Below are 25,113 nucleotides of genomic sequence, written 5' to 3'. Positions count from 1 at the left end.
TTTCATCCGGTTGCCGCTGTTTTTAATCTTTCCGACCCGGTTACTTCGTGATGTTGTTCACGTTGTTCCCTGTCGATGGAGCGGCATTATAGGGATCCAAATTTTTTGCACAAGCCTTTTTTCCAATAAAAGGATCGACTGCGTGTTTTTCAACCCTTTCGCGGAGATCTCGTTCGATCCGCTGGTTTTCACGCCGATCTGATTGAGCCGAAATTGGTATTTCCTCAGACCCGAACTATATTGCCAAGGTCAAAACTCACTTATGGGGTGCTTCAGATGTCTCAGGCTTTGCGTGCTTATCAAGGATTAACACCAACATTAGGAGAAAGAGTCATGGTTGATCCCTCCAGTGTGGTGATTGGTGATGTGGATCTGGCTGATGATGTCAGTATCTGGCCGTTGGTGGTGATACGTGGTGATGTGAATAATGTTGTTATCGGCTGCAGAACCAATGTGCAGGATGGAAGCGTGCTGCATGTCACTCACCAGTCGCGGCATAATCCTGAGGGCTACCCTCTTATTATTGGAGAGGACGTGACCGTCGGCCATAAAGCTATGTTGCATGGTTGCACTATCGGAAACCGGGTACTGGTAGGAATGGGATCGATACTGCTGGACGGTGCGATCGTTGAAGATGATGTGATGATTGGCGCCGGCAGTCTGGTGCCGCCAGGAAAAACCCTCGAAAGCGGTTATCTCTATTTAGGCAGTCCGGTTAAACAGATACGCGAGCTGACGTCAGAGGAACTAGCAGGGCTGACATACTCTTCGAATAACTATGTGACCTGGAAAGATCTCTACCGTTCGCAGGAACAATAAAGAATAGCGTTGCCTGAACAGTAAAATGCACACTGTTCAGGCATTACTGGTTAAGCCAGCAAGTCTTTCTTTAACTGCTCCAGCACAGGCTCTATCTCTGGCATAACACCATGCCACATATAGAAAGCATGGGCAGCTTGCCCCACCAGCATTCCCAACCCGTCGGCATAAGCCGTTACCCCGTTATTTTTAGCCCAGGTGAGAAAAGGCGTGAAACCTGCCTGATAATACATATCGTAGACACGGGTCTGCGCGGTCAGCACTTTTTCTGAGATCGCAGGGATCTCACCTTTAATACCCGAAGCCGTGGCGTTAATGATCAGATCGAAAGACTCATCAGCCAGATCGGCTAATGCGATAGCCCGGATATCCCCTTTTTGTTCGAAGATATGGCTCAGATGTTGTGCGCGTTCAAACGTCCGGTTGGTGACAACCACTGAACAGCCATGAGACAGCAAAGGAAGTATCACCCCTCTCGCCGCGCCGCCGGCACCGATCAATAAAACACGATCACCTTGCTTCAAAAGCGCCAGCCGCTCAAGATCACTCAGCATGCCAATGCCATCGGTGTTGTCCCCGAGTAACCGGCCGTCTTTGAGCTTTTTCAGGGTATTCACAGCACCGGACATCGCAGCGCGGTCAGTCAGTTCATCAGATTCTGCAAAAGCACGCTCTTTGAAAGGCACAGTGATATTTGCCCCACAGGCTCCGCCCGCAAAAAAGGTTCGCAGCGTTTCTTCAAACTCTTCATGCGGAGCAAGCACAGTACCGTAGGTGTGATCGATCCCGGTCTGGCTGGCAAACAATGCATGAATACGAGGGGATTTACTGTGGCCGATCGGATTTCCAAATACCGCGAAAGATGGCATCACTTTTTCCTTTAACCTTGACGGATCAGGTTGCCGGTAAGGGCATCCCGGATTTCTGAGGGATTTTCTCTTCCGCCGACATCGCCATCAATTACAGGGAAATTATCCCCAAACTGGAGCCGGACTTCTGCGGGCAAACGGCATGGCAGCTCGCCATTGAGATTCGCACTGGTAGATACCAGCGGCTTACCAAATTTTTGGCAAAGCTCTTTGACCAGAGGATGATCAGTGACCCGTACCGCCAGCGACGTAAAGCGTCCGGTTAACCATTCAGGCGTTGACGGTTTCGCAGGCATGACCCACGTTACCGGGCCCGGCCAGAATGACCAAATATGCGCAAGCTGTTGCTCATTGAGCGATGAGTCATCTATATAAGGGAGAAGCTGCTGATAATTATCAGCAATTAGAATAAGACCTTTATCTTTTGGCCGCTTTTTGAGCGCCAGAAGCGCATCGACAGCTTGTTCGCTATCCGGATCACATCCGAGACCAAAGACGGCCTCAGTCGGATAAGCAACGACTTGTTGCTCACGCAGCGCATCAAGTACGAGGGTAAATGAGTTTTCTAAGCTTTTATTCATCTTGTTCGTTATCTTTAATTTCTACGGCTTTACCGCACAATTTACTGGCACAAAATAGCTTAATACCCTGCGCCGTTTTCTTTTCCATCAATAAAGGGTAATGGCAATGGACGCATTCCCCCGCCACCGGCTTGTTATTAATGGCAAACTGACAATCCGGGTAACGATCACAGGCATGAAACACTTTGCCAAAGCGTGATTTTCGCTGCAACAAATGCCCTTTCCCACATTGCGGGCAATCCAGGCTGGTTTCTTCCGGTTTATCTATCACTTCAATATGGTCACATTCCGGATACTGACTACAACCAATAAACATGCCATAACGCCCCTGACGCAGCACTAAGGTCGACTCACATTTGGGGCATAATTGTCCATCCAGGACTTTCACAATATGGCCATCAGCCTGAGATTTCAGAGGACGAATATACTGGCATTGTGGATAGGATGAACAACTCAGAAAGGGGCCGTGGCGACCACTACGGATCACCAAATCGGCCCCGCATTCCGGACAGGATTCATTTTGCTTCTCAGCAAAAAGTGCTGCTTTTGTCATATCTTACTTTTTTACCTGTTATCTCTTAATGCAGATAACCTTCATTAACCTCAAACAACAGCTCTTCCATTTGCTGATATGCACTTTCATATCCGGGAATATTAAAGAGAACCATCAGCACGACCCACTTCAGATCCTCAAGATCGAATTCTTCAGTGTCCAGAGCCATAACACGATCGATAACCATCTCTCTGGTATCGAAGTTCAGTACTTTGATCTGTTCCAGGAACAATAAAAAGCCACGACAACTGCTATCTAACCGACTTGTTTCCTCATCGGTATAAATACGTAATGCTGAAGGATCGGAATCCAGCATATAAGATGGGGTTCCACCCTCTTGCATATCCGCAAGTTTTTCAAGCCAACTCAACGCATTGTGAATATCGGCCCGGTGGAAACCAGCTTCGGTCAAGTCATCCGTTAACCTATCCTCGTCAACATTCATCTCCGCTTCGTTGTGAATGTAAGTTTCAAATAAGTACATTAGTACGTCGAACATGGCTTGCCCTCTTAATTCGGACATAGCCGCCGGATACAGCTGCGATCCATCCTGCTAACTCCAGCTCGAGTAGCTTACCTACCACTTCTGGCACAGGTTGGCCGGCACGTTCGGCGACGACGTCAACAGATGTCACCTCATATTCTACGTTAGCCAACACATCAGCAAATGGCAATTCAACTTCGCTATCTTGCGCACAAATAATCGTCTGTGGAGCAACGGAACTCTTGTTTGCAGGCTTTTTAAAAGATTCTGAAGCACGAATATAAGGAAACCAAGTCAGCCCGCTGCCAATATGCTCGGCAATATCGTTAGGTTCCGTCACCAGATAAGCGCCCTGCTGAATGAGCCAGTGCGTGCCTTCTGATGTCACACTGCCCAATGGGCCCGGGAGGGCGAACACTTCTCTTCCCTGCTCCAGTGCGTAACGGGCAGTGATAAGGGAACCACTGCGTAATGTTGCCTCGATGACCAGCACGCCAGCGCTTAATCCGCTAATTATCCTGTTACGTCGAGGAAAGTGTGCAGCGAGCGGCGGAGCCGTCACTAAATGCTCGGACACCAGTGCCCCTCCGGCTTCAAGAATGTGCTGAGCTAGCGTTGAATGCCGGGGCGGATAACGTTTTAACAATCCGCTTCCCAGAACAGCGATCGTTTTCCCCTGCACCTCAAGCGTTGCACGGTGACTAATTCCGTCGATCCCCATAGCCAGACCGCTCGTCACAGTAAAACCGCTACTTACCAGCCCGCTGGCAAAGACCTGCGCGTATTGTTCGCCGTAATGAGTAAATTCACGACTCCCGACCATCGCGATTTGAGGCGAGGACAGTAAATCAGGATCCCCTTCCACAAACAGAATCAATGGAGGAGAAGATATTTGGGCCAACAAAGCCGAATACAAAGCGCTGCCAAAAGTAATCAGATGGTGATGATCGCCTTCCAGCCATCTCAGTGATTCTGCAACCCATTTCGCATTACAATGTCGAAACTCCGAGAGTTGTCCTTCTGAAAGCCCGCAACTTACTAATGCAGAGGGGGAATAAATTCCGCTGTTAAATAATGACTGGATAATCCCTTCGGCCAGACCCGCATCAAGGCGTTTAACTCTCGACAAACGTACCCACACTTCCTGTAGTGTCATTATGCTTTCCTTGCTTAATGCCTTTCAGCGACTGATTCAATTGGCAGAGGATGCTGTCAATCGCAGCGGGAAATGTCTAGAATAGAGTCTATATATCTTCAATCATTTGAATAAAGATCCAGAAAAATATGTCCGTATTACAGATATTACATTTCCCAGACGAGCGGCTTCGCATTACTGCAAAACCGGTCAAAGAAGTTAACACCGAAATTCAGCAGATCGTGGATGATATGTTTGAAACCATGTATGCAGAAGAAGGCATCGGCCTGGCTGCGACTCAGGTAGACATTCATCAGCGCATCATCGTGATTGATGTTTCTGAAAACCGCGACGAACGTTTGGTTCTCATCAACCCTGAACTGCTGGAAAAAAGCGGCGAAACAGGGATTGAAGAAGGCTGTCTGTCGATCCCTGATCAACGGGCTCTCGTGCCGCGTGCCGAGAAAGTCAAAGTACGCGCGCTTGATCGCGACGGTAAAACCTTTGAGCTAGAAGCAGATGACTTGCTGGCGATCTGTATCCAGCATGAAATGGATCATCTGGTGGGCAAATTATTTGTGGATTATTTGTCCCCATTGAAACGTCAGCGTATCCGCCAGAAGATGGAAAAAATGGCCAAGCTGAACGCACGGGCTGACTAATATTCGTGTAACACAGGACAATGCTTTGCGAATCATATTTGCCGGTACTCCCGACTTTGCAGCGCGTCATCTTGACGCGCTTTTATCATCAGAGCATCAGGTGGTGGGCGTTTTCACTCAGCCTGATCGCCCGGCCGGTCGCGGTAATAAACTGACCGCGAGCCCGGTGAAGATTCTGGCTCAAACTCACGATATCCCTGTTTTTCAGCCAAAATCTCTGCGTCCTGAAGAAAACCAGTCTCTGGTTTCAGCGCTCGGGGCTGATATTATGGTGGTCGTAGCTTATGGTTTGATCCTGCCAAAAGCCGTGCTCGAAATGCCGAAATTTGGCTGCATTAACGTTCATGGTTCTCTTCTGCCCCGCTGGCGTGGCGCGGCCCCTATTCAACGTTCATTGTGGGCTGGGGATGCTAAAACGGGTGTTACCATCATGCAGATGGATGTCGGCCTTGATACCGGCGATATGCTGCTCAAAGTAGAATGTGACATCCTGCCGGAAGATACCAGCGCATCGCTTTATAACAAGCTGGCTGAGCTGGGCCCGCAGGGTATGCTTGAAACATTACAGCAACTGGCGAACGGAACAGCAAAACCTGAAGTTCAAAGCGAAGAGCACGTAACCTATGCTGAGAAACTCAGCAAGGAAGAAGCCCGCTTAGACTGGAATCTGTCGGCCGAACAACTTGAACGCTGTATTCGTGCATTTAACCCATGGCCCGTCAGCTTCTTTATGATTGATGATCAGCCCGTGAAAGTCTGGCAGGCTGAATGTCTGGCAACACAACACGATAAATTGCCGGGAACTATCATCTCTGCTGACAAAAAAGGGATTCTGGTCGCGACATCTGACGGCGTTCTGAATATCACCCAGCTACAACCTTCGGGTAAAAAGGCGATGTCCGCACAGGACTTGCTTAACTCTCGTCGTGAATGGTTTATCGAAGGCACACTTTTAGCCTGACCTTCACGACTACGCCCGATATCTCGTCGGGCCATATCTCTCTGACAATGCTGGCTTCGGTCAGCTTTTTTGACTATGAAAACAGCCTATAATCTCCGTAGTATTGCAGCTCAAGCCATTAGCCAGGTGTTGGACAAAGGTCTGTCTCTTTCGACCGTTCTGCCTGGTTTGCAAAAAAATGTCTCAGATAAAGATCGTGGATTACTTCAGGAACTCTGCTTCGGTACCTTGCGGGTTCTTCCTCAGCTGGAATGGTGTTTGCAGCAACTGATGGCAAAACCGCTCACCGGCAAGCAGAGAACTTTGCATTATTTACTGATGGTTGGCCTCTACCAGCTGATGCATACCCGTATTCCGGCACACGCCGTTCTTGCAGAAACCGTCGAAGGTGCCGTTGCCCTGAAACGCCCTCAGTTGAAAGGTCTTATCAACGGGGTTCTGCGTCAGTTCCAGCGTCAACAGGAAGAATTGTTGCAACGCATGGCGAACAATGACAGTCGCTATCTTCACCCAAGCTGGTTGCTGAACCGCCTCAAAAAAGCGTATCCAGAGCAATGGGAAAGTATTGTCGAAGCAAACAACCAAAGACCGCCTATGTGGCTGCGCGTAAACCGCATGCATCACACCCGCGATGAGTATCTTCAATTACTTAACGACGCCCAGATTGAGGCCGTTGCACATCCTGAATACCGTGATGCATTGCGATTAGTCACGCCTTGTCAGGTCAATCTCCTTCCAGGATTTGCGGAAGGTTGGGTCACCGTTCAGGATGCATCGGCACAAGGAAGCGTTGATCTGCTGGATCCACAGAATGGCGAGATGATCCTCGATTTGTGCTGTGCGCCGGGGGGAAAGACCACACACATTTTGGAAGCTGCACCAAAAGCTCACGTTCTGGCAGTTGATGTGGACGAGCAGCGTTTGAAGCGTGTGCATGAAAACTTGCAGCGTTTGAAACTGAGTGCCGAAGTCAAACAGGGTGATGGCCGCGAGCCGCAGGTATGGGCGGGTGATCGTATATTTGACCGTATTTTGCTTGATGCGCCTTGTTCGGCAACCGGCGTAATCCGCCGACATCCCGACATTAAATGGCTACGCAGAGACAGCGATATCGCTGAACTCGCGGGTCTTCAAAGAGAAATCCTTGAAGCGGTATGGCCAAGACTGAAAAGTAAGGGCGTATTAGTCTATGCCACCTGCTCAGTATTACCGGATGAAAATTCTCAGCAAGTGGCCGCATTCCTGCAATCACATCCGGATGCGACATTGGTCGAAACTGGCACGCTGGAAAATCCCGGACGACAAAATCTTCCTCATGCTGAAGATGGCGACGGCTTCTATTACGCTAAACTTATTAAAAGTTAATCATTTCCTGTCAGCAGCATTGATGCTGGCTGACAGTGTTGAGGCAAAGCAGAGAGTCACATGAAAATAATAATTCTCGGTGCCGGACAGGTTGGCGGAACACTCGCCGAAAACCTGGTGGGTGAAAACAATGACATTACCGTTGTCGACACCAATACCGTCCGGTTACGCCAACTGCAGGATAAATTCGATCTTCGGGTTGTCCAGGGACATGGCTCGCATCCGCGTGTATTGCGTGAGGCCGGCGCTGAAGACGCGGATATGCTGGTCGCTGTGACCAATTCTGACGAAACCAATATGATTGCTTGCCAGATAGCCTACTCGCTGTTTAACACGCCTAATCGTATCGCGCGTATTCGCTCAACGGAATACATCCGCGAATCTGAAAAGCTGTTCTTGCCTGAAGCCGTTCCAATTGATCATCTGATCTCGCCAGAGCAATTAGTCACAGACTATATCTACAAACTTATCGAGTATCCTGGTGCACTCCAGGTTGTCAATTTTGCTGAAGGAAAGGTCAGTATCGCCGCTGTGAAAGCCTACTACGGCGGACCACTGGTCGGTAACGCGCTTTCTTCTATGCGTGAACATATGCCGCATATTGAAACGCGAGTGGCCGCAATATTCCGTCAGGATCGTCCGATCCGTCCTCAAGGTTCGACCATCATTGAAGCAGGTGATGAAGTCTTCTTTGTGGCGGCATCGCAGCACATCCGTGCCGTCATGAGTGAACTTCAGAGACTGGAAAAACCTTATAAGCGGATTATGATCGTTGGCGGTGGCAATGTCGGCGCGGGTTTGGCGCAACGCCTTGAGAAAAATTACAGCGTAAAACTTATCGAACGCGATCAGCAACGCGCCGCCGAGCTCGCCGAGCTTTTGCAAGACACTATCGTCTTCTATGGGGACGCTTCAGATCAGGAACTTCTGGCCGAAGAGCATATTGAGCAGGTTGATGTTTTCATTGCTATTACCAATGATGATGAAGCTAACATCATGTCTGCCATGCTGGCCAAGCGAATGGGTGCGAAGAAAGCTATGGTCCTTATCCAACGCAGCGCTTACGTGGATTTGGTTCAGGGCAGCGTAATCGATATTGCGATTTCACCGCAGCAGGCCACGATTTCCGCATTACTGGGGCATGTCAGAAAAGCTGATATTGTCAGCGTTTCTTCGCTGCGCCGCGGTGTTGCTGAAGCCATCGAGGCCATTGCACATGGTGATGAAACCACCTCAAAAGTAGTTGGCCGTACAGTCGAACAAATCAAACTTCCGCCAGGTACAACCATTGGTGCGATTGTTCGCGGGAACGATGTGATCATCGCTAACAGTACCAGCAGGATCCAACAAGGTGATCACGTTGTGATGTTCATTACCGATAAGAAATTTGTCAGAGACGTTGAGCGGTTGTTCCAGCCGAGTCCATTCTTCTTATAATTGGGTGAAGAGGTTTATAGGAATTTCCGCTAATTAGTACTCTGGTGAGAACTTTTGTAGCGAAGACTCTACAAATAGTCTTTACTTGTTTTGACATATTTGATGAATTTGCCAAGGAGTGTTTTATGAGTTTTATGAAAGAGTTTCGTGAGTTTGCCATGCGCGGCAACGTGGTTGACCTTGCTGTGGGTGTCATCATCGGTGCAGCATTTGGCAAAATAGTGTCATCATTTGTCGCCGATATTATTATGCCTCCACTGGGATTATTGATTGGCGGAGTAGATTTTAAACAATTTGCTGTTGTGCTGAGAGATGCTCAAGGCGCTACGCCAGCCGTTGTTATGCACTACGGCGTGTTTATTCAGAACGTTTTTGATTTTATCATCGTTGCTCTGGCGATATTCATGGCGATCACGCTGATGAACAAGATGCGTCGTAAGCAAGAAGATGCTCCGGCAGCTCCGCCAAAACCAACGGCAGAAGAAACATTACTGGCGGAAATTCGTGATTTGCTGAAAGAACAACAGACGCCAAAACTCTAGAAGTAAAAGTCAGGCAGTTAAACTCTGACTGATTTTAGAAGGGCAGTGTTGAATATTCGACTGAACACTCAACACTGCCCTCCAGATAACTCCCCTTCCCATTTTTCTCTTTACGACGATAACTTCCTTTCCCTTTCTGATTCTTCTCAATACGCTGTTTGAAAAGTGGGTCATGGAGAAGAGCCTGTAACGCATTATCCTGAATGATACCTTTTTGATGCTTATACTGAGTCATAGATCCTCGATATGTGAAATACATTTGGGACAAAATCCGTACACATCATACTGCGAATATTTTCTGTCCGAAAGTGGTATATAAAACGACTAAACCATTTAGCTAACTTTTCCTGCACCATCCTCTAAAGCTTCTAAAATAGAGCAAGTTACGCTGGTATGCGCCGAACCGCAGCAGGCAGCACTCAGTCTTTGTAGCGACTCGCGCATCTGGGTCAATTCCTGTAACTTGAACTCAACCTCAGCAAGTCGTTCGTCCACAATTGCTTTAGATTCCTGACACGTGTGTTGCAAAGGATCGATGCGAATTGATAGCAGCTCCTTGATGGCGTCCAACGTAAATCCTGTCGATTTAGCATAACGGATAAAACGAAGCCGCTGCAGATCATTATCATCATATTGACGATAACCCGAAGGATTGCGGGTGCCAGGGCTCATCATCCCTTGCTTCTCATAGTAGCGGACAGTGTCAGCGGAAACATTTGCCAATCCGGCCAGCTCACCAATTTTGTACATACTATTTCCCCCTGAATTTATCCTGCAGTGCATCTTTATAATGCCCCTGCAAAAAACCAGTATTCATACCCGCCTGCTGCAACCGCAGTTGAAGAACTCTGAGTCGTTTTTCAGAAACGGCAAACTGTGGGTCATCATTGTCCAGCGTCTGTAATAAATGCTCTAACTCGACAGCTTCCTTTCTGTCCTGAAGCGCTGGTGGCAAATAGCCTGCATTTTTTAAGATGCGGAATGCGACTCTTAAGTCTTCGGGTACAGCGCTGTCATCATCCAGACTTAATGGCTGCCCTTTGCCTGGCAGATTATCAAACTCCCCCTTTTCCTGAGCATCTTTGATGTGTTTCTCCACCCACTGGTCAATAAGGAACATGATTTTGCCTTTAGAAAATTGAAAGGATCATCATAGAACATACTTGCAGCTTAGCGCGAACGGGGAGGGAATTCAGATTCAATTGTGCCGGCAGTGAAGAAATTGGATAGTCCAAATTTTAGATGTAAAAAAACCGGGCATAAGCCCGGTTTTTTCATGCATCTACAGATTATTCAGCAGTTGCTACTTCTGCTTTTGACTCTGCACGATCAACGAGCTCGATGTATGCCATCGGCGCATTGTCGCCTGCACGGAAGCCACACTTAAGAATACGAGTGTAACCACCGGCACGGCTCGCGAAACGCGGGCCCAGTTCATTAAACAGTTTTGCCACGATCTCGTTATCACGAGTACGGGCGAATGCCAGACGACGATTTGCAACGTTGTCGGTCTTGGCAAGAGTAATCAGCGGCTCAACAACGCGACGCAGCTCTTTCGCTTTCGGCAGGGTCGTCTTGATGATCTCATGACGAACCAAAGAGCCGGCCATGTTACGGAACATAGCCTGTCGGTGGCTGCTGTTACGGTTCAGTTGACGACCACTCTTACGATGGCGCATGACCTTATCCTTCTCAGTAAAACCTTAACCTGTGATCCGGTTACTCGTCAGCAATACTTGCTGGTGGCCAGTTTTCCAGGCGCATGCCCAGAGACAAACCACGGGACGCAAGTACGTCTTTGATCTCAGTAAGAGATTTTTTACCCAGGTTAGGTGTTTTAAGTAACTCAACCTCGGTACGCTGTACCAGATCACCGATGTAGTGGATTGCTTCTGCCTTAAGGCAGTTAGCAGAGCGGACAGTCAATTCCAGATCGTCAACAGGGCGCAGCAGGATTGGATCGAATTCCGGCTTCTCTTCTTTGACTTCCGGTTGACGTACATCACGTAAATCAACGAAAGCTTCAAGTTGTTCAGCAAGAATGGTTGCCGCACGACGGATCGCCTCTTCAGGATCGATCGTACCGTTGGTTTCCATTTCGATAACCAGCTTGTCCAAATCAGTACGCTGTTCTACACGCGCTGCTTCAACATTGTAGGCAATTCGCTCTACAGGGCTGTAGCATGCGTCTACTAACAGACGACCAATTGGGCGCTCATCTTCTTCCGAATGAATTCGGGCAGACGCCGGCACATAACCACGACCGCGCTGAACTTTGATACGCATGCTGATAGCAGCGTTTTCATCGGTCAGGTGGCAGATGACGTGTTGCGGCTTGACGATTTCGACATCACCATCATGGGTAATGTCGGCTGCAGTCACAGGGCCAATGCCAGACTTATTCAGGGTAAGAATAACTTCATCTTTACCTTGAACTCTCACCGCCAGCCCTTTCAGGTTGAGCAGGATCTCCAGGATATCTTCCTGTACGCCTTCTTTGGTGCTGTACTCATGCAGTACACCATCAATCTCAACCTCGGTCACCGCGCAACCCGGCATGGATGAAAGCAGAATACGGCGCAGTGCGTTGCCTAAAGTATGGCCAAAGCCACGTTCTAAAGGCTCAAGGGTCACCTTGGCGTGCGTCGAACTGACTTGCTCGATATCTACCAGGCGCGGTTTTAGAAACTCTGTCACAGAACCCTGCATTGTGTCCTCTCTTTGGTACTAAGCTTTACTTGGAGTAAAGCTCGACGATCAGGTGTTCGTTAATGTCGGAAGACAGATCAGTACGTTCAGGCATACGCTTGAACACACCTTCCATCTTAGCAGCATCAACTTCAAGCCAAGTCGGCTTTTCACGCTGTTCAGCCAACTCCAAAGCGGCCTTCACGCGAGATTGCTTTTTAGCTTTCTCACGGATGCTGACAACGTCATTCGGAGATACCTGATAAGAAGCGATGTTAACAACGCGACCGTTTACGATGATAGCTTTGTGGCTAACTAACTGGCGCGATTCCGCACGAGTAGCGCCGAAGCCCATACGATAAACAACGTTGTCCAAACGACCTTCAAGCAGTTGCAACAGGTTTTCACCGGTGTTGCCTTTCAGGCGTGCTGCTTCTTTGTAATAGTTACGGAACTGGCGCTCCAGAACACCGTAAGTACGGCGAACTTTTTGCTTTTCACGTAACTGCACACCATAGTCAGACAGACGCGGTTTACGCGCACCATGCTGACCAGGAGCTTGTTCAATTTTACACTTGGTATCGATCGCGCGAACGCCAGATTTAAGGAATAAATCTGTGCCCTCACGACGGCTAAGCTTGAGCTTAGGACCCAAATATCTTGCCATTTTCTCTCTCCAACAAACCTAAAAGCAGCGTTATACGCGACGCTTTTTCGGCGGACGACAACCGTTATGAGGGATAGGAGTCACATCAGTAATATTAGTGATGCGGAAACCAGCCGCGTTTAATGCGCGGATAGTAGACTCACGACCAGGACCAGGTCCTTTAACCATAACTTCCAGATTCTTGATACCGTATTCTTTCACTGCGTCAGCGCAGCGCTCTGCTGCAACCTGAGCTGCGAACGGAGTGGATTTACGAGAACCACGGAAACCGGAACCACCAGCTGTTGCCCAACCCAAAGCATTACCCTGACGATCGGTAATGGTAACAATGGTGTTGTTGAAAGAAGCATGGATATGAGCCACGCCGTCAGAGACTTGTTTTCTTACACGTTTACGTGTACGAACAGGTGCCTTTGCCATTTATTCAATCACCCCGATTATTTCTTGATCGGTTTACGCGGACCCTTACGGGTACGTGCGTTAGTCTTGGTACGCTGACCGCGTACTGGAAGACCACGACGATGACGCAAACCACGATAAGTCCCAAGGTCCATAAGACGCTTGATGCTCAGGGTGACTTCACGACGCAGATCACCTTCAACAATGAACTTGGCAACTTCGTCACGCAGTTTTTCGATTTGCTCTTCAGACAGCTCACTGATCTTAACATTTTCAGCAATACCGGATGCAGCACAGATAGACTGTGAGCGGGTTTTACCGATGCCGTAGATCGAAGTTAATGCGATCACGGTATGTTTCTGATCAGGAATGTTAATGCCTGCTATACGGGCCACTATGCACTCCTACTATTTATATACGGCAACACCATTCTGAAAAGCCCGTTTTCAGGATACTCAAATAGTATTGCTGCTTACATACAAAAGATTGGCTGGCTAATCTAGCCAGCTCAACCCAACTTTGCAAGAAAAATATGCGAGATAATCAGCCTTGACGCTGTTTATGCTTCGGTTCTGCACTGCAGATTACGCGAACGACACCGTTACGCTTAACAATTTTGCAGTTACGACATAATTTCTTGACGGAAGCACGAACTTTCATTTTTACTCTCCGTAACTTCGCAAACTCACCAGATTAGCGGTTATAGCCTTTCAGGTTTGCTTTCTTCAATGCAGACTCGTACTGACTTGACATCATCAGAGTTTGCACTTGAGCCATAAAGTCCATGATAACGACGACTACGATCAGTAGAGAAGTACCACCAAAGTAGAATGGAACTTTCATCGCGTCACGCATGAACTCCGGGATAAGGCAGATGAAAGTAATATACATCGCACCGATTAAGGTTAAACGAGTCATTACTTTATCGATGTACTTCGCCGTTTGCTCTCCCGGACGAATTCCTGGTACAAATGCACCGGACTTCTTCAGGTTATCTGCTGTCTCACGCGGGTTGAACACCAACGCAGTATAAAAGAAACAGAAGAAGATGATTGCAGTCGCATAGAGTAACACATAAAGCGGTTGCCCAGGCTGCAAATACAGCGAAATCGTTGTCAGCCAGTTCCAACCAGTCCCGCCCCCAAACCATGATGCAATCGTGGCAGGAAACAGAATAATGCTGGAAGCGAAGATTGCTGGGATAACCCCGGCCATATTCACTTTCAACGGTAAGTGCGTGCTCTGTGCTGCATAGACACGACGACCTTGTTGGCGTTTAGCATAGTTAACGACGATACGACGTTGACCACGTTCAACAAACACCACAAAGAAAGTCACTGCAAACACTAAAACTGCAACCAACAGCAACAGGAGGAAGTGCAGGTCGCCTTGCCGAGCTTGTTCAATAGTATGTGCAATCGCCGGCGGGAGACCCGCTACAATACCAGCAAAGATTATGATTGAAATACCGTTACCGATACCTCGTTCAGTAATCTGCTCACCCAGCCACATCAGGAACATTGTCCCGGTCACTAAGCTCACAACTGCGGTAAAGTAGAACGCAAAGCCTGGATTTAACACCAGGCCCTGCATACCAGGCATGTTCGGTAGACCGGTAGCAATACCGATCGACTGAAACACTGCTAATACCAGCGTACCGTAACGGGTGTACTGACTAATCTTACGACGGCCAGCCTCCCCTTCTTTCTTAATTTCTGCTAACGCTGGATGAACCACCGTTAACAGCTGGATAATGATCGATGCCGAAATGTACGGCATGATCCCCAGAGCAAAGATTGAAGCACGGCTAAGGGCACCACCAGAGAACATGTTAAACATTTCAATGATGGTACCTCTTTGCTGCTCGAGCAATTTGGCAAGTACAGTGGCATCAATACCAGGGATCGGAATAAAAGAGCCGATACGGAAAACAATCAGCGCACCGATAACAAACAAAAGTCTGCGCTTCAGTTCGCCTAGTCCACCCTTGGCACTTTGAAAATCTAATCCCGGTTGCTTAGCCATCTGCTACTTATTCCTCAATTTTACCGCCAGCAGCTTCGATAGCAACACGAGCGCCTTTGGTGACACGCAAACCACGCAGAGTTACCGCACGACCAACTTCGCCAGAAAGGATTACTTTCGCGAACTCGATCTGGATACCAACTACGTTAGCGGCTTTCAGCGCGTTCAGGTCGATCACGTCGCCTTCCACCAGAGCCAGTTCAGACAGACGAACTTCTGCCGTAATCATAGCTTTGCGGGAGGTGAAGCCGAATTTCGGCAAACGACGATATAAAGGCATCTGACCACCTTCAAAACCACGACGTACGCCACCACCAGAACGTGAGTTCTGACCTTTGTGACCACGACCGCCGGTTTTACCCAGGCCAGAACCAATACCACGACCTACACGCCTTGGCGCTTGTTTGGCACCATCAGCCGGAGACAGAGTATTTAAACGCATCTCTTACTCCTCAACCTTAACCATGTAGGAAACCAGGTTGATCATACCGCGTACAGCAGGAGTATCCTCGCGCTCAACGGTGTGACCAATACGACGCAGACCCAGGCCCAGCAGAGTAGCTTTATGCTTCGGCAGACGGCCAATGGAACTGCGAATTTGTGTAACTTTTATAGTCTTTGCCATGGTTAATTACCCCAGAATTTCTTCAACGGATTTACCACGCTTGGCAGCGACCATTTGTGGGGATTTCATATTTGCCAAAGCATCGATAGTTGCACGAACCACGTTGATCGGGTTGGTGGAACCATAAGCCTTAGCCAATACGTTATGAACCCCTGCAACTTCCAGGACGGCGCGCATTGCACCACCGGCGATAATACCGGTACCTTCGGAAGCCGGCTGCATGAACACACGGGAACCCGTATGAGCACCTTTAACAGGATGCTGCAGGGTGCCGCTATTCAGCGCGACATTCATCATGTTGCGACGGGCTTTTTCCATCGCTTTCTGGATCGCTGCCGGAACTTCGCGTGCTTTGCCGTAGCCAAAACCAACGCGACCGTTACCATCACCAACTACTGTCAGTGCGGTAAAGCTGAAGATACGGCCACCTTTTACGGTTTTAGATACGCGGTTTACCGCGATCAGCTTTTCCTGCAGTTCGCCAGCTTGTTTTTCGATGTGAGCCATCTTAAACCTCTTCCTTAGAACTGAAGGCCAGCTTCACGGGCAGCATCTGCCAGTGCCTGGACTCGACCATGATATTGGAAACCGGAACGGTCAAAGGATACTTTCGTGATCCCTTTTTCCAATGCGCGTTCTGCGATAGCTTTACCTACAGCAGTGGCAGCATCTTTGTTGCCGGTATACTTCAGTTGCTCAGTGATAGTTTTTTCTACAGTAGATGCAGCAACTATTACTTCAGAACCGTTTGGTGCGATGACCTGTGCGTAAATATGACGCGGGGTACGATGTACCACCAGACGAGTCGCACCCAATTCTTTGAGCTTGCGGCGTGCGCGGGTCGCACGACGGATACGAGCAGATTTCTTATCCATAGTGTTACCTTACTTCTTCTTAGCCTCTTTGGTACGCACGACTTCGTCGGCGTAACGGACACCCTTGCCTTTATAAGGCTCAGGACGACGGTAGGCACGTAAATCCGCAGCAACCTGACCGATAACCTGTTTATCAGCGCCTTTCAGCACGATTTCAGTTTGGGTCGGACATTCTGCAGTAATGCCTTCCGGCAGTTGGTGATCGACCGGGTGAGAGAAGCCTAAGGCTAAATTCACCACGTTGCCTTTAACAGCAGCACGATAACCAACACCTACCAGTTGAAGCTTTTTAGTGAAGCCGTCGGTAACACCTACAACCATAGAGTTCAACAGTGCACGAGTGGTACCCGCTTGGGCCCAACCGTCTGCAGCGCCTTCGCGTGGAGCGAAAGTCAGTGCATTTTCTTCCTGCTTAACTACAACAGCGTCATGGATAGTACGTGACAGCTCGCCGTTTTTACCCTTAATCGAAATAACCTGACCGTTGAGTTTTACCTCTACGCCGGCAGGAATGACGACGGGTGCTTTTGCAACACGAGACATTCTTTCCTCCCAATTAAGCTACGTAGCAGATAATCTCGCCACCAAGACCAGCCTGGCGAGCTGCACGATCGGTCATAACACCTTTAGAGGTAGAAATAACAGCGATACCCATACCGGCCATAACTTTTGGCAGCTCATCTTTTTTCTTGTAGATGCGCAGACCTGGACGGCTGATACGTTGAATGCTTTCTACCACTGCCTTGCCCTGGAAGTACTTCAGTACTAATTCCAGTTCAGGTTTGGCGTCGCCTTCGATTTTAAATTCTTCAATATAGCCTTCTTCCTTCAGCACGTTGGCAATAGCCACTTTCAGCTTGGAGGAAGGCATGGTGACCGCAACTTTGTTCGCGGCTTGACCGTTACGGATACGGGTCAGCATATCCGCGATCGGATCTTGCATGCTCATCTGTCTTTACTCCCGTGATTCAATTGGTGACAATTACCAGCTAGCCTTCTTAAGACCCGGAATTTCACCGCGCATAGCGGCTTCACGGACCTTAATACGGCTCAACCCGAACTTCCGCAGGAAAGCATGCGGACGACCAGTTTGACGGCAGCGGTTACGCTGACGAGACGGGCTGGAATCACGCGGCAGAGACTGCAGCTTAAGAACTGCATCCCAACGATCTTCGTCGGATGAGTTCACACCAGAGATAATAGCTTTCAATTCCTCGCGTTTAGCGCGGTATTTATCAGCCAGTTTTACGCGAACGACTTCGCGTGCTTTCATGGATTGCTTAGCCATTAGTAACCCTGCCTTACTTGCGGAACGGGAAGTTAAAGGCTGTCAGCAACGCACGGCCTTCATCATCGGATTTCGCAGTAGTGGTGATAGTAATATCTAAACCACGAACGCGATCGACTTTATCATAATCGATTTCCGGGAAGATGATCTGTTCACGCACGCCCATGCTGTAGTTACCACGACCATCGAAAGACTTAGCAGACAAGCCGCGGAAGTCACGAATACGTGGTACAGCAATGGAGACCAGACGCTCAAAGAACTCCCACATGCGTTCGCCGCGGAGGGTTACTTTACAGCCGATCGGATAGCCCTGACGGATTTTGAAGCCTGCAACTGATTTGCGTGCTTTGGTGATCAGCGGTTTTTGACCGGAGATTGCTGCCAGGTCAGCTGCTGCGTTATCCAGCAGTTTCTTGTCAGCGATCGCTTCACCAACACCCATGTTCAGGGTGATCTTCTCGACCCGAGGGACTTGCATGACAGAATTGTAACCAAACTCAGCCATGAGTTTTTTTACGACATCGTCTTTGTAGTAATCATGCAGTTTCGCCATCGTACTACTCCAAATTACTTGATAGTTTCGCTATTAGATTTGAAGAAACGGACTTTTTTGCCGTCTTCGAATCTAAAGCCTACACGGTCCGCCTTGCCAGTAGCCGTGTTGAAGAGCGCAACGTTAGAAACCGGAATTGCAGCTTCTTTTTCAACGATGCCACCTGGTTGGTTCAGGGCCGGTACAGGCTTCTGATGTTTTTTAACCAGGTTGATACCTTCAACAATGACCTTGCCAGAAGACAGGACATTTTTTACTTTACCGCGCTTACCTTTATCTTTACCGGTAAGCAGGATAACTTCGTCATCGCGACGGATTTTCGCTGCCATGGTTCGCTCCTTAGAGTACTTCTGGTGCCAGAGAGATAATTTTCATGAACTTCTCATTACGCAGTTCACGAGTTACCGGCCCAAAAATACGCGTGCCGATTGGCTGCTCGCTGTTATTGTTTAAAATAACGCATGCATTACCATCGAAGCGAATGACAGAACCGTCCGGGCGACGAACACCCTTCTTGGTGCGCACCACTACCGCCTTCAGCACATCGCCTTTCTTCACCTTACCGCGAGGAATTGCTTCCTTGATGGTAATTTTGATGATGTCGCCGACGCCTGCGTAGCGACGGTGCGAGCCACCTAGAACCTTGATACACATTACGCGACGTGCACCGGAGTTGTCGGCCACGGTCAGCATAGTCTGTTCTTGGATCATGTTAGTGCTCCGCTAATGTCAACTACAACTTTAGGACCCAGGATAGGTCGTTAAGAAATCCCCACAATATGAGGGCGCGGCATTATAACACCGGTTCCCGATTATGGGTAGAAAAAATAAACGGCCCACGTACATGAGCCGTTTACCTATTTTCGAGAGGCGCTACTGTATTACAGAATCGCTTTCTCTACAACGCGAACCAAGGTCCAAGACTTAGTCTTAGACAGTGGACGGCATTCGCTGATTTCCACAACGTCGCCGATACCACATTCATTGTTCTCGTCATGTACGTGCAATTTGGTCGTACGTTTGATGAACTTACCGTAAATCGGGTGTTTCACCACGCGTTCAATCGCAACAACAATGGATTTTTCCATTTTGTCACTGATTACACGACCCTGCAGAGTACGGATCTTGTCAGTCATTACGCACCCGCCTTTTCAGTCAGTAAAGTTTTCACACGTGCAACATCACGACGCACTTGCTTCAACAGGTGTGTTTGCTGCAACTGACCGCTTGCCGTTTGCATGCGCAGGTTAAACTGCTCACGCAAAAGGTTCAGCAACTCAGTGTTCAGCTCTTCCACGCTTTTTTCGCGCAGCTCTTGTGCTTTCATTACATCACCGTCTTAGTTACAAAGGTGGTTTTGATAGGCAGTTTGGCTGCTGCCAGCTGGAAGGCTTCACGAGCCAGCTCTTCAGGCACACCGTCCATTTCGTACAGGACTTTACCAGGCTGGATCAAAGCAACCCAATACTCTACGTTGCCTTTACCTTTACCCATACGAACTTCGAGCGGTTTCTCGGTGATCGGTTTGTCCGGGAATACTCGGATCCAAATCTTACCTTGACGCTTAACTGCACGGGTCATCGCACGACGTGCTGCTTCAATTTGACGAGCAGTCAGACGACCACGGCCAACAGCTTTCAGACCGTAAGTGCCGAAGCTCACATCCGTACCTTGCGCAAGACCACGGTTGCGGCCCTTGTGCACCTTACGGAATTTTGTACGCTTTGGTTGTAACATCAGCGACTCTCCTTACTTGCGGCCTTTACGCTGCTGCTTTTTAGGTTGAGCAGCCGGTTCCGGTTGTTCAACTGCAGCCATACCACCCAGGATCTCACCTTTGAAGATCCATACCTTAACGCCGATTACACCGTAAGTGGTGTGCGCTTCAGATGTGTTGTAATCGATATCCGCACGCAGAGTATGCAACGGAACACGACCTTCACGGTACCATTCGGTACGCGCGATTTCAGCACCGCCAAGACGGCCGCTTACTTCAACTTTGATACCTTTAGCGCCAAGACGCATTGCGTTCTGTACAGCACGCTTCATAGCACGACGGAACATAACACGACGTTCCAGCTGTGAAGTGATGCTGTCAGCAACCAATTTTGCGTCCAGTTCCGGTTTACGGACTTCGGCGATGTTAATCTGCGCAGGAACGCCAGCGATATCCGCTACGACCTTACGCAGTTTTTCGACATCTTCACCTTTCTTGCCGATAACGATGCCAGGACGAGCAGTGTGAATAGTCACACGGATGCTCTTCGCTGGACGCTCGATAACGATGCGAGAAACGGAAGCTTTCGCCAATTCCTTAGTCAGGAACTGACGAACTTTAAAGTCGCCGTCCAGGTTGTCAGCGAAATCTTTGGTATTTGCATACCAAGTAGAGTTCCAAGGTTTGACAATACCCAGTCGAATACCATTAGGATGTACTTTCTGACCCATTGCTAGTCTCCAGAGTCTCAGCGATCGGACACAACCACAGTAATGTGGCTGGTGCGCTTCAGAATGCGATCTGCACGACCTTTAGCACGCGGCATAATGCGCTTCATGCTTGGGCCTTCGTCTACGAAAATCTTCGTGACTTTCAGATCATCGATGTCAGCGCCATCGTTGTGTTCTGCGTTAGCAATGGCAGACTCTAGTACCTTCTTAACCAGACCAGCAGCTTTCTTGTTGGTGTAGGCCAGAGTTTCCAGAGCTTGCGACACTTTCTTACCGCGAATCAGGTCAGCAACAAGGCGAACCTTCTGAGCAGAAGAACGAGCGTGGCGATGTTTAGCGATAGTTTCCATCTCTTCCTCCTACCTTAGCGCTTTTTAGCTTTTTTATCAGCCGCATGGCCGCGATAAGTACGAGTCGGCGCGAATTCACCCAGTTTGTGACCGACCATTTCATCGGAAACAAATACTGGTACGTGCTGACGACCATTATGGACAGCGATGGTCAAACCGATCATGTTAGGAAAGATCGTTGAACGACGGGACCAAGTGCGCAAAGGCTTCTTGTCACCGCTTTCCACCGCTTTCTCTACCTTCTTCAGCAAGTGCAGGTCAATAAAAGGACCTTTCTTGAGAGAACGTGGCATGGCTTATCCTCTAATTATTTTTTGCTACGGCGACGTACAATGAATTTATCAGTACGCTTGTTGCTACGGGTCTTCTTACCTTTGGTTTGAACGCCCCACGGAGTTACCGGGTGCTTACCAAAGTTACGACCTTCACCACCACCGTGTGGGTGATCGACTGGGTTCATCGCAGTACCGCGAACGGTAGGACGAATACCACGCCAACGTGCAGCACCTGCTTTACCCAGAACGCGAAGCATGTGTTCAGAGTTACCGACTTCACCTAAGGTGGCGCGGCAATCGATCTGAACTTTACGCATTTCGCCAGAGCGCAGACGCAGAGTTACGTAGGAACCGTCACGAGCAACGATCTGAACGTAGGCACCAGCAGAACGAGCCATCTGGCCGCCTTTACCTGGTTTCATTTCTACGTTGTGAACCGTTGAACCTACTGGGATGTTGCGCATAGGCAGGGTGTTACCTGTCTTGATTGCAGCATCAACACCAGATTGGATCTGGTCACCCACTTTCAGGCCTTTCGGCGCCAGGATGTAACGGCGTTCGCCGTCTTTGTACAGAACCAGCGCGATGTTCGCGGAACGGTTCGGATCGTACTCCAGACGCTCAACCACTGCAGCGATACCATCTTTGTTGCGTTTGAAGTCAACCAGACGATAATGCTGTTTGTGGCCACCACCGATATGACGGGTGGTGATACGGCCATTGTTGTTACGGCCACCGCTTTTGCTCAGTTTTTCAAGCAGCGGAGCATAAGGTTTACCCTTGTGCAGCTCAGGGTTAACCACTTTAACAACGTGGCGACGACCCGGAGATGTAGGTTTACATTTAACAATTGCCATTGTTCTTACTCCTCCGACTTACTCAGCGCCGCTGATGAAGTCCAGATTCTGGCCTTCTTTCAGGGTTACGTAAGCTTTTTTCCAGTCGCTACGACGACCAACACGCTGACCGTGACGTTTAACTTTGCCTTTAACCAGCAAGGTGTTCACATCTTCGACTTCGACTTCAAACAGTTTCGAAACCGCAGCTTTGATTTCCGCTTTAGTCGCGTCTTTGGCAACTTTGAGAACGATGGTATTGTTCTTTTCCATCGCAGTAGACGCTTTTTCAGAAACGTGCGGCGCGCGCAGCACTTTCAGCAGACGTTCTTCACGAATCATGCCAGCATCTCCTCAACTTGCTTCACAGCGTCAGCAGTCATAACTACTTTGTCGAAGGCGATCAGGCTTACTGGATCGATACCTGCTACATCACGAACGTCAACCTTGTACAGGTTACGTGCGGCTAGGAACAGATTCTCGTCGACTTCGCCAGTTACAATCAGCACGTCTTCCAGAGCCATGTCTTTCAGTTTCTGTGCCAGCAGCTTAGTTTTAGGCGCTTCTACAGAGAACGTCTCGACAACGATCAAACGATCTTGACGTACCAGTTCGGACAGGATGCTTTTCAGCGCGCCGCGGTACATCTTTTTATTTACTTTTTGACTGTGGTCCTGTGGCTTTGCAGCGAAGGTTACACCACCGGAACGCCAGATCGGGCTCTTTACAGAACCTGAACGCGCACGGCCAGTACCTTTCTGACGCCAAGGTTTTTTACCGGAACCGGTTACTTCAGCACGGGTCTTCTGAGCGCGAGTACCTTGACGGGCACCTGCTGCATAAGCAACAACGACCTGGTGTACCAGCGCTTCATTGAAATCACGCCCGAAGGTAGTTTCGGAAACAGTCAGCGCGCTCTGCGCGTCTTTCACTACTAATTCCATTCCTATCTCCTCGACGTTAAGCCTTAACAGCAGGTTTAACGATCAGGTTGCCACCGGTTGCACCCGGAACAGCACCCTTGACCAGCAGCAGGTTGCGCTCAGCGTCAACACGTACTACGTCCAGGCTTTGAACGGTTACACGCTCGTTACCCAGTTGGCCTGCCATTTTCTTGCCTTTGAACACTTTGCCCGGAGTCTGGTTCTGACCGATAGAACCCGGAACACGGTGAGACAAGGAGTTACCGTGGGTAGCGTCTTGGGTACGGAAATTCCAGCGCTTAACTGTGCCAGCAAAACCTTTACCTTTAGAAGTACCGGTAACATCAACTTTCTTAACGTCTGCGAAAATTTCAACGCTAATGTTCTGACCTGCAGTGAACTCTTCACCTTCTGCAAGGCGGAATTCCCACAGACCGCGGCCAGCTTCTACGCCAGCTTTAGCGAAGTGACCCGCTTCTGGTTTGGTTACACGGTTAGCTTTTTTGCTACCAGTAGTAACCTGCACAGCGCGGTAACCGTCGTTGTCCAGGTCTTTGACCTGAGTAACGCGGTTTGCTTCAATTTCGATAACGGTTACAGGGATAGAAACGCCATCTTCAGTGAAGATACGAGTCATACCCACTTTCTTACCGACTAAACCAATCATTGTTTCAACCTCTCAATCGCTCAATGACCCTGATTAACCCAGGCTGATCTGCACGTCTACACCAGCAGCCAGATCCAGACGCATCAGAGCATCAACGGTTTTCTCGGTTGGCTCAACGATGTCAACCAGACGCTTGTGAGTGCGAATCTCATACTGATCGCGCGCATCTTTATTGACGTGCGGAGAAATCAGAATGGTAAAGCGCTCTTTGCGGGTCGGCAGCGGGATTGGACCACGAACTTGCGCACCAGTGCGCTTCGCAGTCTCAACGATTTCCGCAGTTGATTGATCGATCAGACGATGATCAAACGCTTTCAGGCGGATACGGATTCTTTGGTTCTGCATGAGACCAGAGCTCCAATTATTTTAAACGTAAATGATTACTCCTCAAACCCATTTCGATTGATGGGAGAGTGTAATCGTTCTTCACATAACCCCCATATCGGGAGTATTGTTGACCGGCAAGTAAACTCATCGGCCCGCTGACCCATATTGAATCAGACTTACCAAGATTAGGTAAGCCCGCGCATTATACTTAAACACCAGCAAGAAGCAATCCAAACCACACTGAAAATGCTTTTATTTTGCGCTTTTCTCTTCTTGCTGCTGATCAATCATCGCCTTATTAAGCCATTCCTGTAATGGCATGTCAGGGCTCTTCTTTTCTAACGCCATGATTTGATTGTCATCACTTTCATCAACGGGGGCATCTTCCTGAGCCTCATTTTCAGTCGCTGAATCGTCCGCTGCATCCGCTGCTTCGACAGGTAATTCATCCTCGGGCGTAGAATTGTCATCTATAGAGGCCGTTTGATTCACTGCAGGCAGCGTTCTGTTCTTATAGATGTAATGCAAGGGGGATTGCTTATAAGGAAGGTGAGACTCTTCACTGACGGCAATCCGGTGACTCTGCCAGTTAAGGTATGCCAGATGGAGATAAGAACCGGCCAGCCCACCTGCGAACAGAAAAAGGCCGATAAACATCAGGCAATATAGACTTTTCCTGAGCGAGCGACGAACCGCCACCTTCACCTTTTGTTTGTTTAAGTGGCTTGTGTAAGCCGATAAATGGATGTTTTGCATTTT

General features: G+C 48.9%; 44 protein-coding genes. 7 read left to right on the top strand and 37 right to left on the bottom strand.

The window, feature by feature from the left end:
• On the top strand, positions 1–202 hold a 202-nt coding region (locus EC840_RS25410; RefSeq protein ID WP_207914788.1), incomplete at its 5' end, for a hypothetical protein.
• Positions 203–276: 74 nt separating this feature from the next.
• Positions 277–819 carry a gamma carbonic anhydrase family protein gene (locus tag EC840_RS24660; RefSeq protein ID WP_112288153.1) on the top strand — a complete coding sequence of 181 codons (543 nt, stop codon included), beginning with the start codon at positions 277–279 and terminating at the stop codon, positions 817–819.
• A gap of 50 nt (positions 820–869) precedes the next feature.
• On the opposite strand, the gene aroE is transcribed toward EC840_RS24660, so the two are convergent.
• Genes aroE through dprA form a run of 5 tightly spaced genes read right to left on the bottom strand, consistent with a single transcriptional unit; the run spans position 870 to position 4,462 of the window.
• Positions 870–1,691, bottom strand: coding sequence for a shikimate dehydrogenase (gene aroE, locus EC840_RS24655; RefSeq protein WP_207914787.1), 822 nt, complete (start codon positions 1,689–1,691; stop codon positions 870–872).
• 8 nt (positions 1,692–1,699) lie between these two features.
• A complete protein-coding gene (gene tsaC / locus EC840_RS24650; RefSeq protein ID WP_129639358.1) occupies positions 1,700–2,269 on the bottom strand; it encodes an L-threonylcarbamoyladenylate synthase type 1 TsaC in 570 nt (189 codons plus the stop codon).
• Positions 2,262–2,822: a type I DNA topoisomerase gene (locus EC840_RS24645; RefSeq protein ID WP_112288150.1), complete on the bottom strand. Its 561-nt coding sequence runs from the start codon at positions 2,820–2,822 to the stop codon at positions 2,262–2,264. Before EC840_RS24645 ends, tsaC begins: the two co-directional genes overlap by 8 nt.
• Before the next feature lie 25 nt (positions 2,823–2,847).
• Positions 2,848–3,321: a DUF494 family protein gene (locus EC840_RS24640; protein WP_112288149.1), complete on the bottom strand. Its 474-nt coding sequence runs from the start codon at positions 3,319–3,321 to the stop codon at positions 2,848–2,850.
• Positions 3,293–4,462 (bottom strand): DNA-protecting protein DprA, encoded by a 1,170-nt coding sequence (dprA, locus tag EC840_RS24635; RefSeq protein WP_132967365.1) that lies wholly within the window; start codon positions 4,460–4,462, stop codon positions 3,293–3,295. Before dprA ends, EC840_RS24640 begins: the two co-directional genes overlap by 29 nt.
• A 128-nt stretch (positions 4,463–4,590) precedes the next feature.
• On the opposite strand from dprA, the gene def reads away from it, so the two are divergent.
• From def to mscL, 5 genes are all read left to right on the top strand, one after another.
• Entirely contained in the window at positions 4,591–5,103 is a 513-nt protein-coding gene (def, locus tag EC840_RS24630; RefSeq protein WP_132967364.1) for a peptide deformylase, read from the top strand.
• 1 nt (position 5,104) lies between these two features.
• Positions 5,105–6,064 carry a methionyl-tRNA formyltransferase gene (gene fmt, locus EC840_RS24625; protein WP_192878668.1) on the top strand — a complete coding sequence of 320 codons (960 nt, stop codon included), beginning with the start codon at positions 5,105–5,107 and terminating at the stop codon, positions 6,062–6,064.
• A 75-nt stretch (positions 6,065–6,139) separates the two neighbouring features.
• Positions 6,140–7,429, top strand: coding sequence for a 16S rRNA (cytosine(967)-C(5))-methyltransferase RsmB (rsmB, locus tag EC840_RS24620; RefSeq protein WP_132967362.1), 1,290 nt, complete (start codon positions 6,140–6,142; stop codon positions 7,427–7,429).
• A 60-nt stretch (positions 7,430–7,489) separates the two neighbouring features.
• A complete protein-coding gene (gene trkA, locus EC840_RS24615) occupies positions 7,490–8,866 on the top strand; it encodes a Trk system potassium transporter TrkA (protein WP_113878291.1) in 1,377 nt (458 codons plus the stop codon).
• A 125-nt stretch (positions 8,867–8,991) separates the two neighbouring features.
• Positions 8,992–9,408 carry a large-conductance mechanosensitive channel protein MscL gene (mscL, locus tag EC840_RS24610; protein ID WP_129639362.1) on the top strand — a complete coding sequence of 139 codons (417 nt, stop codon included), beginning with the start codon at positions 8,992–8,994 and terminating at the stop codon, positions 9,406–9,408.
• A gap of 34 nt (positions 9,409–9,442) precedes the next feature.
• Here the strand turns inward: mscL and EC840_RS24605 are convergent, their stop codons facing one another.
• The 32 genes from EC840_RS24605 to EC840_RS24450 all read right to left on the bottom strand — a co-directional run bounded on the left by EC840_RS24605 (position 9,443) and on the right by EC840_RS24450 (position 25,110).
• Positions 9,443–9,643 (bottom strand): ribosome alternative rescue factor ArfA, encoded by a 201-nt coding sequence (locus EC840_RS24605; RefSeq protein WP_112288142.1) that lies wholly within the window; start codon positions 9,641–9,643, stop codon positions 9,443–9,445.
• A 98-nt stretch (positions 9,644–9,741) separates the two neighbouring features.
• On the bottom strand, positions 9,742–10,158 hold the full coding sequence (zntR, locus tag EC840_RS24600; protein WP_113878292.1) for a Zn(2+)-responsive transcriptional regulator: 417 nt from the start codon (positions 10,156–10,158) through the stop codon (positions 9,742–9,744).
• 1 nt (position 10,159) lies between these two features.
• Entirely contained in the window at positions 10,160–10,528 is a 369-nt protein-coding gene (locus EC840_RS24595) for a DUF1992 domain-containing protein (protein ID WP_112288140.1), read from the bottom strand.
• Positions 10,529–10,697: 169 nt separating this feature from the next.
• Complete coding sequence (gene rplQ / locus EC840_RS24590) at positions 10,698–11,087, bottom strand: 50S ribosomal protein L17 (RefSeq protein ID WP_013573706.1); 390 nt, start codon at positions 11,085–11,087, stop codon at positions 10,698–10,700.
• Positions 11,088–11,127: 40 nt separating this feature from the next.
• Entirely contained in the window at positions 11,128–12,117 is a 990-nt protein-coding gene (gene rpoA / locus EC840_RS24585; RefSeq protein ID WP_002919219.1) for a DNA-directed RNA polymerase subunit alpha, read from the bottom strand.
• A 25-nt stretch (positions 12,118–12,142) separates the two neighbouring features.
• Entirely contained in the window at positions 12,143–12,763 is a 621-nt protein-coding gene (rpsD, locus tag EC840_RS24580; RefSeq protein WP_112288139.1) for a 30S ribosomal protein S4, read from the bottom strand.
• Positions 12,764–12,793: 30 nt separating this feature from the next.
• A complete protein-coding gene (gene rpsK / locus EC840_RS24575; protein ID WP_004929731.1) occupies positions 12,794–13,183 on the bottom strand; it encodes a 30S ribosomal protein S11 in 390 nt (129 codons plus the stop codon).
• A 17-nt stretch (positions 13,184–13,200) separates the two neighbouring features.
• A complete protein-coding gene (gene rpsM / locus EC840_RS24570; protein WP_013573704.1) occupies positions 13,201–13,557 on the bottom strand; it encodes a 30S ribosomal protein S13 in 357 nt (118 codons plus the stop codon).
• A gap of 148 nt (positions 13,558–13,705) precedes the next feature.
• Complete coding sequence (gene rpmJ, locus EC840_RS24565) at positions 13,706–13,822, bottom strand: 50S ribosomal protein L36 (protein ID WP_002227352.1); 117 nt, start codon at positions 13,820–13,822, stop codon at positions 13,706–13,708.
• Positions 13,823–13,855: 33 nt separating this feature from the next.
• Positions 13,856–15,187 (bottom strand): preprotein translocase subunit SecY, encoded by a 1,332-nt coding sequence (secY, locus tag EC840_RS24560; RefSeq protein WP_013573703.1) that lies wholly within the window; start codon positions 15,185–15,187, stop codon positions 13,856–13,858.
• 7 nt (positions 15,188–15,194) lie between these two features.
• Positions 15,195–15,629, bottom strand: a complete 435-nt coding sequence (rplO, locus tag EC840_RS24555) for a 50S ribosomal protein L15 (protein WP_013573702.1) — start codon at positions 15,627–15,629, stop codon at positions 15,195–15,197.
• Positions 15,630–15,632: 3 nt separating this feature from the next.
• The gene (rpmD, locus tag EC840_RS24550) at positions 15,633–15,812 is read right to left on the bottom strand and encodes a 50S ribosomal protein L30 (RefSeq protein WP_132967360.1); all 180 of its coding nucleotides are present in this window, start codon (positions 15,810–15,812) and stop codon (positions 15,633–15,635) included.
• Positions 15,813–15,818: 6 nt separating this feature from the next.
• Positions 15,819–16,319 carry a 30S ribosomal protein S5 gene (gene rpsE / locus EC840_RS24545; RefSeq protein WP_013573700.1) on the bottom strand — a complete coding sequence of 167 codons (501 nt, stop codon included), beginning with the start codon at positions 16,317–16,319 and terminating at the stop codon, positions 15,819–15,821.
• 14 nt (positions 16,320–16,333) lie between these two features.
• Positions 16,334–16,687 (bottom strand): 50S ribosomal protein L18, encoded by a 354-nt coding sequence (gene rplR / locus EC840_RS24540; RefSeq protein WP_013573699.1) that lies wholly within the window; start codon positions 16,685–16,687, stop codon positions 16,334–16,336.
• Between the two features lie 9 nt (positions 16,688–16,696).
• Positions 16,697–17,230, bottom strand: a complete 534-nt coding sequence (gene rplF / locus EC840_RS24535; RefSeq protein WP_112288138.1) for a 50S ribosomal protein L6 — start codon at positions 17,228–17,230, stop codon at positions 16,697–16,699.
• 13 nt (positions 17,231–17,243) lie between these two features.
• Entirely contained in the window at positions 17,244–17,636 is a 393-nt protein-coding gene (gene rpsH, locus EC840_RS24530; protein ID WP_013573697.1) for a 30S ribosomal protein S8, read from the bottom strand.
• 33 nt (positions 17,637–17,669) lie between these two features.
• Positions 17,670–17,975, bottom strand: coding sequence for a 30S ribosomal protein S14 (gene rpsN, locus EC840_RS24525; protein ID WP_013573696.1), 306 nt, complete (start codon positions 17,973–17,975; stop codon positions 17,670–17,672).
• 13 nt (positions 17,976–17,988) lie between these two features.
• Positions 17,989–18,528, bottom strand: a complete 540-nt coding sequence (rplE, locus tag EC840_RS24520; protein ID WP_013573695.1) for a 50S ribosomal protein L5 — start codon at positions 18,526–18,528, stop codon at positions 17,989–17,991.
• 14 nt (positions 18,529–18,542) lie between these two features.
• The gene (gene rplX / locus EC840_RS24515) at positions 18,543–18,857 is read right to left on the bottom strand and encodes a 50S ribosomal protein L24 (protein ID WP_095923752.1); all 315 of its coding nucleotides are present in this window, start codon (positions 18,855–18,857) and stop codon (positions 18,543–18,545) included.
• A gap of 10 nt (positions 18,858–18,867) precedes the next feature.
• Positions 18,868–19,239 carry a 50S ribosomal protein L14 gene (rplN, locus tag EC840_RS24510; protein WP_008457164.1) on the bottom strand — a complete coding sequence of 124 codons (372 nt, stop codon included), beginning with the start codon at positions 19,237–19,239 and terminating at the stop codon, positions 18,868–18,870.
• Between the two features lie 170 nt (positions 19,240–19,409).
• Positions 19,410–19,664 (bottom strand): 30S ribosomal protein S17, encoded by a 255-nt coding sequence (gene rpsQ, locus EC840_RS24505; RefSeq protein ID WP_014333604.1) that lies wholly within the window; start codon positions 19,662–19,664, stop codon positions 19,410–19,412.
• Positions 19,664–19,855 carry a 50S ribosomal protein L29 gene (gene rpmC, locus EC840_RS24500; protein ID WP_013573692.1) on the bottom strand — a complete coding sequence of 64 codons (192 nt, stop codon included), beginning with the start codon at positions 19,853–19,855 and terminating at the stop codon, positions 19,664–19,666. Before rpmC ends, rpsQ begins: the two co-directional genes overlap by 1 nt.
• On the bottom strand, positions 19,855–20,265 hold the full coding sequence (rplP, locus tag EC840_RS24495; protein ID WP_009639183.1) for a 50S ribosomal protein L16: 411 nt from the start codon (positions 20,263–20,265) through the stop codon (positions 19,855–19,857). Before rplP ends, rpmC begins: the two co-directional genes overlap by 1 nt.
• Before the next feature lie 12 nt (positions 20,266–20,277).
• Positions 20,278–20,976, bottom strand: coding sequence for a 30S ribosomal protein S3 (gene rpsC, locus EC840_RS24490; RefSeq protein WP_013573691.1), 699 nt, complete (start codon positions 20,974–20,976; stop codon positions 20,278–20,280).
• A 17-nt stretch (positions 20,977–20,993) separates the two neighbouring features.
• Entirely contained in the window at positions 20,994–21,326 is a 333-nt protein-coding gene (rplV, locus tag EC840_RS24485) for a 50S ribosomal protein L22 (protein ID WP_004391423.1), read from the bottom strand.
• 14 nt (positions 21,327–21,340) lie between these two features.
• Entirely contained in the window at positions 21,341–21,619 is a 279-nt protein-coding gene (gene rpsS, locus EC840_RS24480) for a 30S ribosomal protein S19 (protein ID WP_004929772.1), read from the bottom strand.
• Between the two features lie 14 nt (positions 21,620–21,633).
• Positions 21,634–22,458, bottom strand: coding sequence for a 50S ribosomal protein L2 (gene rplB / locus EC840_RS24475; RefSeq protein WP_112288137.1), 825 nt, complete (start codon positions 22,456–22,458; stop codon positions 21,634–21,636).
• Positions 22,459–22,476: 18 nt separating this feature from the next.
• The gene (rplW, locus tag EC840_RS24470; protein WP_013573689.1) at positions 22,477–22,779 is read right to left on the bottom strand and encodes a 50S ribosomal protein L23; all 303 of its coding nucleotides are present in this window, start codon (positions 22,777–22,779) and stop codon (positions 22,477–22,479) included.
• Entirely contained in the window at positions 22,776–23,381 is a 606-nt protein-coding gene (gene rplD, locus EC840_RS24465; RefSeq protein WP_013573688.1) for a 50S ribosomal protein L4, read from the bottom strand. Before rplD ends, rplW begins: the two co-directional genes overlap by 4 nt.
• Positions 23,382–23,397: 16 nt before the next feature.
• Positions 23,398–24,027, bottom strand: a complete 630-nt coding sequence (gene rplC / locus EC840_RS24460; protein WP_013573687.1) for a 50S ribosomal protein L3 — start codon at positions 24,025–24,027, stop codon at positions 23,398–23,400.
• Positions 24,028–24,060: 33 nt separating this feature from the next.
• Positions 24,061–24,372: a 30S ribosomal protein S10 gene (rpsJ, locus tag EC840_RS24455; protein ID WP_009639175.1), complete on the bottom strand. Its 312-nt coding sequence runs from the start codon at positions 24,370–24,372 to the stop codon at positions 24,061–24,063.
• A gap of 234 nt (positions 24,373–24,606) precedes the next feature.
• Positions 24,607–25,110: a hypothetical protein gene (locus EC840_RS24450; RefSeq protein WP_129639363.1), complete on the bottom strand. Its 504-nt coding sequence runs from the start codon at positions 25,108–25,110 to the stop codon at positions 24,607–24,609.
• Positions 25,111–25,113 lie beyond the last annotated feature (3 nt).

The organism is Rahnella sp. JUb53 (assembly GCF_004346065.1).
Lineage (GTDB): Bacteria > Pseudomonadota > Gammaproteobacteria > Enterobacterales > Enterobacteriaceae > Rahnella > Rahnella variigena.
This window is presented reverse-complemented; position numbering and strand designations above follow the sequence as displayed.

Bases quoted from the DNA above. Each gene is read 5' to 3' on its own strand.
- EC840_RS24660 (WP_112288153.1), top strand. From the start codon at position 277: ATGTCTCAGGCTTTGCGTGCTTATCAAGGATTAACACCAACATTAGGA.
- tsaC (WP_129639358.1), bottom strand. From the start codon at position 2,269: ATGAATAAAAGCTTAGAAAACTCATTTACCCTCGTACTTGATGCGCTG.
- EC840_RS24645 (WP_112288150.1), bottom strand. From the start codon at position 2,822: ATGACAAAAGCAGCACTTTTTGCTGAGAAGCAAAATGAATCCTGTCCG.
- EC840_RS24640 (WP_112288149.1), bottom strand. From the start codon at position 3,321: ATGTTCGACGTACTAATGTACTTATTTGAAACTTACATTCACAACGAA.
- dprA (WP_132967365.1), bottom strand. From the start codon at position 4,462: ATGACACTACAGGAAGTGTGGGTACGTTTGTCGAGAGTTAAACGCCTT.
- def (WP_132967364.1), top strand. From the start codon at position 4,591: ATGTCCGTATTACAGATATTACATTTCCCAGACGAGCGGCTTCGCATT.
- rsmB (WP_132967362.1), top strand. From the start codon at position 6,140: ATGAAAACAGCCTATAATCTCCGTAGTATTGCAGCTCAAGCCATTAGC.
- trkA (WP_113878291.1), top strand. From the start codon at position 7,490: ATGAAAATAATAATTCTCGGTGCCGGACAGGTTGGCGGAACACTCGCC.
- mscL (WP_129639362.1), top strand. From the start codon at position 8,992: ATGAGTTTTATGAAAGAGTTTCGTGAGTTTGCCATGCGCGGCAACGTG.
- EC840_RS24605 (WP_112288142.1), bottom strand. From the start codon at position 9,643: ATGACTCAGTATAAGCATCAAAAAGGTATCATTCAGGATAATGCGTTA.
- zntR (WP_113878292.1), bottom strand. From the start codon at position 10,158: ATGTACAAAATTGGTGAGCTGGCCGGATTGGCAAATGTTTCCGCTGAC.
- EC840_RS24595 (WP_112288140.1), bottom strand. From the start codon at position 10,528: ATGTTCCTTATTGACCAGTGGGTGGAGAAACACATCAAAGATGCTCAG.
- rplQ (WP_013573706.1), bottom strand. From the start codon at position 11,087: ATGCGCCATCGTAAGAGTGGTCGTCAACTGAACCGTAACAGCAGCCAC.
- rpoA (WP_002919219.1), bottom strand. From the start codon at position 12,117: ATGCAGGGTTCTGTGACAGAGTTTCTAAAACCGCGCCTGGTAGATATC.
- rpsD (WP_112288139.1), bottom strand. From the start codon at position 12,763: ATGGCAAGATATTTGGGTCCTAAGCTCAAGCTTAGCCGTCGTGAGGGC.
- rpsK (WP_004929731.1), bottom strand. From the start codon at position 13,183: ATGGCAAAGGCACCTGTTCGTACACGTAAACGTGTAAGAAAACAAGTC.
- rpmJ (WP_002227352.1), bottom strand. From the start codon at position 13,822: ATGAAAGTTCGTGCTTCCGTCAAGAAATTATGTCGTAACTGCAAAATT.
- secY (WP_013573703.1), bottom strand. From the start codon at position 15,187: ATGGCTAAGCAACCGGGATTAGATTTTCAAAGTGCCAAGGGTGGACTA.
- rplO (WP_013573702.1), bottom strand. From the start codon at position 15,629: ATGCGTTTAAATACTCTGTCTCCGGCTGATGGTGCCAAACAAGCGCCA.
- rpmD (WP_132967360.1), bottom strand. From the start codon at position 15,812: ATGGCAAAGACTATAAAAGTTACACAAATTCGCAGTTCCATTGGCCGT.
- rpsE (WP_013573700.1), bottom strand. From the start codon at position 16,319: ATGGCTCACATCGAAAAACAAGCTGGCGAACTGCAGGAAAAGCTGATC.
- rplR (WP_013573699.1), bottom strand. From the start codon at position 16,687: ATGGATAAGAAATCTGCTCGTATCCGTCGTGCGACCCGCGCACGCCGC.
- rplF (WP_112288138.1), bottom strand. From the start codon at position 17,230: ATGTCTCGTGTTGCAAAAGCACCCGTCGTCATTCCTGCCGGCGTAGAG.
- rpsH (WP_013573697.1), bottom strand. From the start codon at position 17,636: ATGAGCATGCAAGATCCGATCGCGGATATGCTGACCCGTATCCGTAAC.
- rpsN (WP_013573696.1), bottom strand. From the start codon at position 17,975: ATGGCTAAGCAATCCATGAAAGCACGCGAAGTCGTTCGCGTAAAACTG.
- rplE (WP_013573695.1), bottom strand. From the start codon at position 18,528: ATGGCGAAACTGCATGATTACTACAAAGACGATGTCGTAAAAAAACTC.
- rplX (WP_095923752.1), bottom strand. From the start codon at position 18,857: ATGGCAGCGAAAATCCGTCGCGATGACGAAGTTATCCTGCTTACCGGT.
- rplN (WP_008457164.1), bottom strand. From the start codon at position 19,239: ATGATCCAAGAACAGACTATGCTGACCGTGGCCGACAACTCCGGTGCA.
- rpsQ (WP_014333604.1), bottom strand. From the start codon at position 19,664: ATGACTGACAAGATCCGTACTCTGCAGGGTCGTGTAATCAGTGACAAA.
- rpmC (WP_013573692.1), bottom strand. From the start codon at position 19,855: ATGAAAGCACAAGAGCTGCGCGAAAAAAGCGTGGAAGAGCTGAACACT.
- rplP (WP_009639183.1), bottom strand. From the start codon at position 20,265: ATGTTACAACCAAAGCGTACAAAATTCCGTAAGGTGCACAAGGGCCGC.
- rpsC (WP_013573691.1), bottom strand. From the start codon at position 20,976: ATGGGTCAGAAAGTACATCCTAATGGTATTCGACTGGGTATTGTCAAA.
- rplV (WP_004391423.1), bottom strand. From the start codon at position 21,326: ATGGAAACTATCGCTAAACATCGCCACGCTCGTTCTTCTGCTCAGAAG.
- rpsS (WP_004929772.1), bottom strand. From the start codon at position 21,619: ATGCCACGTTCTCTCAAGAAAGGTCCTTTTATTGACCTGCACTTGCTG.
- rplB (WP_112288137.1), bottom strand. From the start codon at position 22,458: ATGGCAATTGTTAAATGTAAACCTACATCTCCGGGTCGTCGCCACGTT.
- rplW (WP_013573689.1), bottom strand. From the start codon at position 22,779: ATGATTCGTGAAGAACGTCTGCTGAAAGTGCTGCGCGCGCCGCACGTT.
- rplD (WP_013573688.1), bottom strand. From the start codon at position 23,381: ATGGAATTAGTAGTGAAAGACGCGCAGAGCGCGCTGACTGTTTCCGAA.
- rplC (WP_013573687.1), bottom strand. From the start codon at position 24,027: ATGATTGGTTTAGTCGGTAAGAAAGTGGGTATGACTCGTATCTTCACT.
- rpsJ (WP_009639175.1), bottom strand. From the start codon at position 24,372: ATGCAGAACCAAAGAATCCGTATCCGCCTGAAAGCGTTTGATCATCGT.
- EC840_RS24450 (WP_129639363.1), bottom strand. From the start codon at position 25,110: ATGCAAAACATCCATTTATCGGCTTACACAAGCCACTTAAACAAACAA.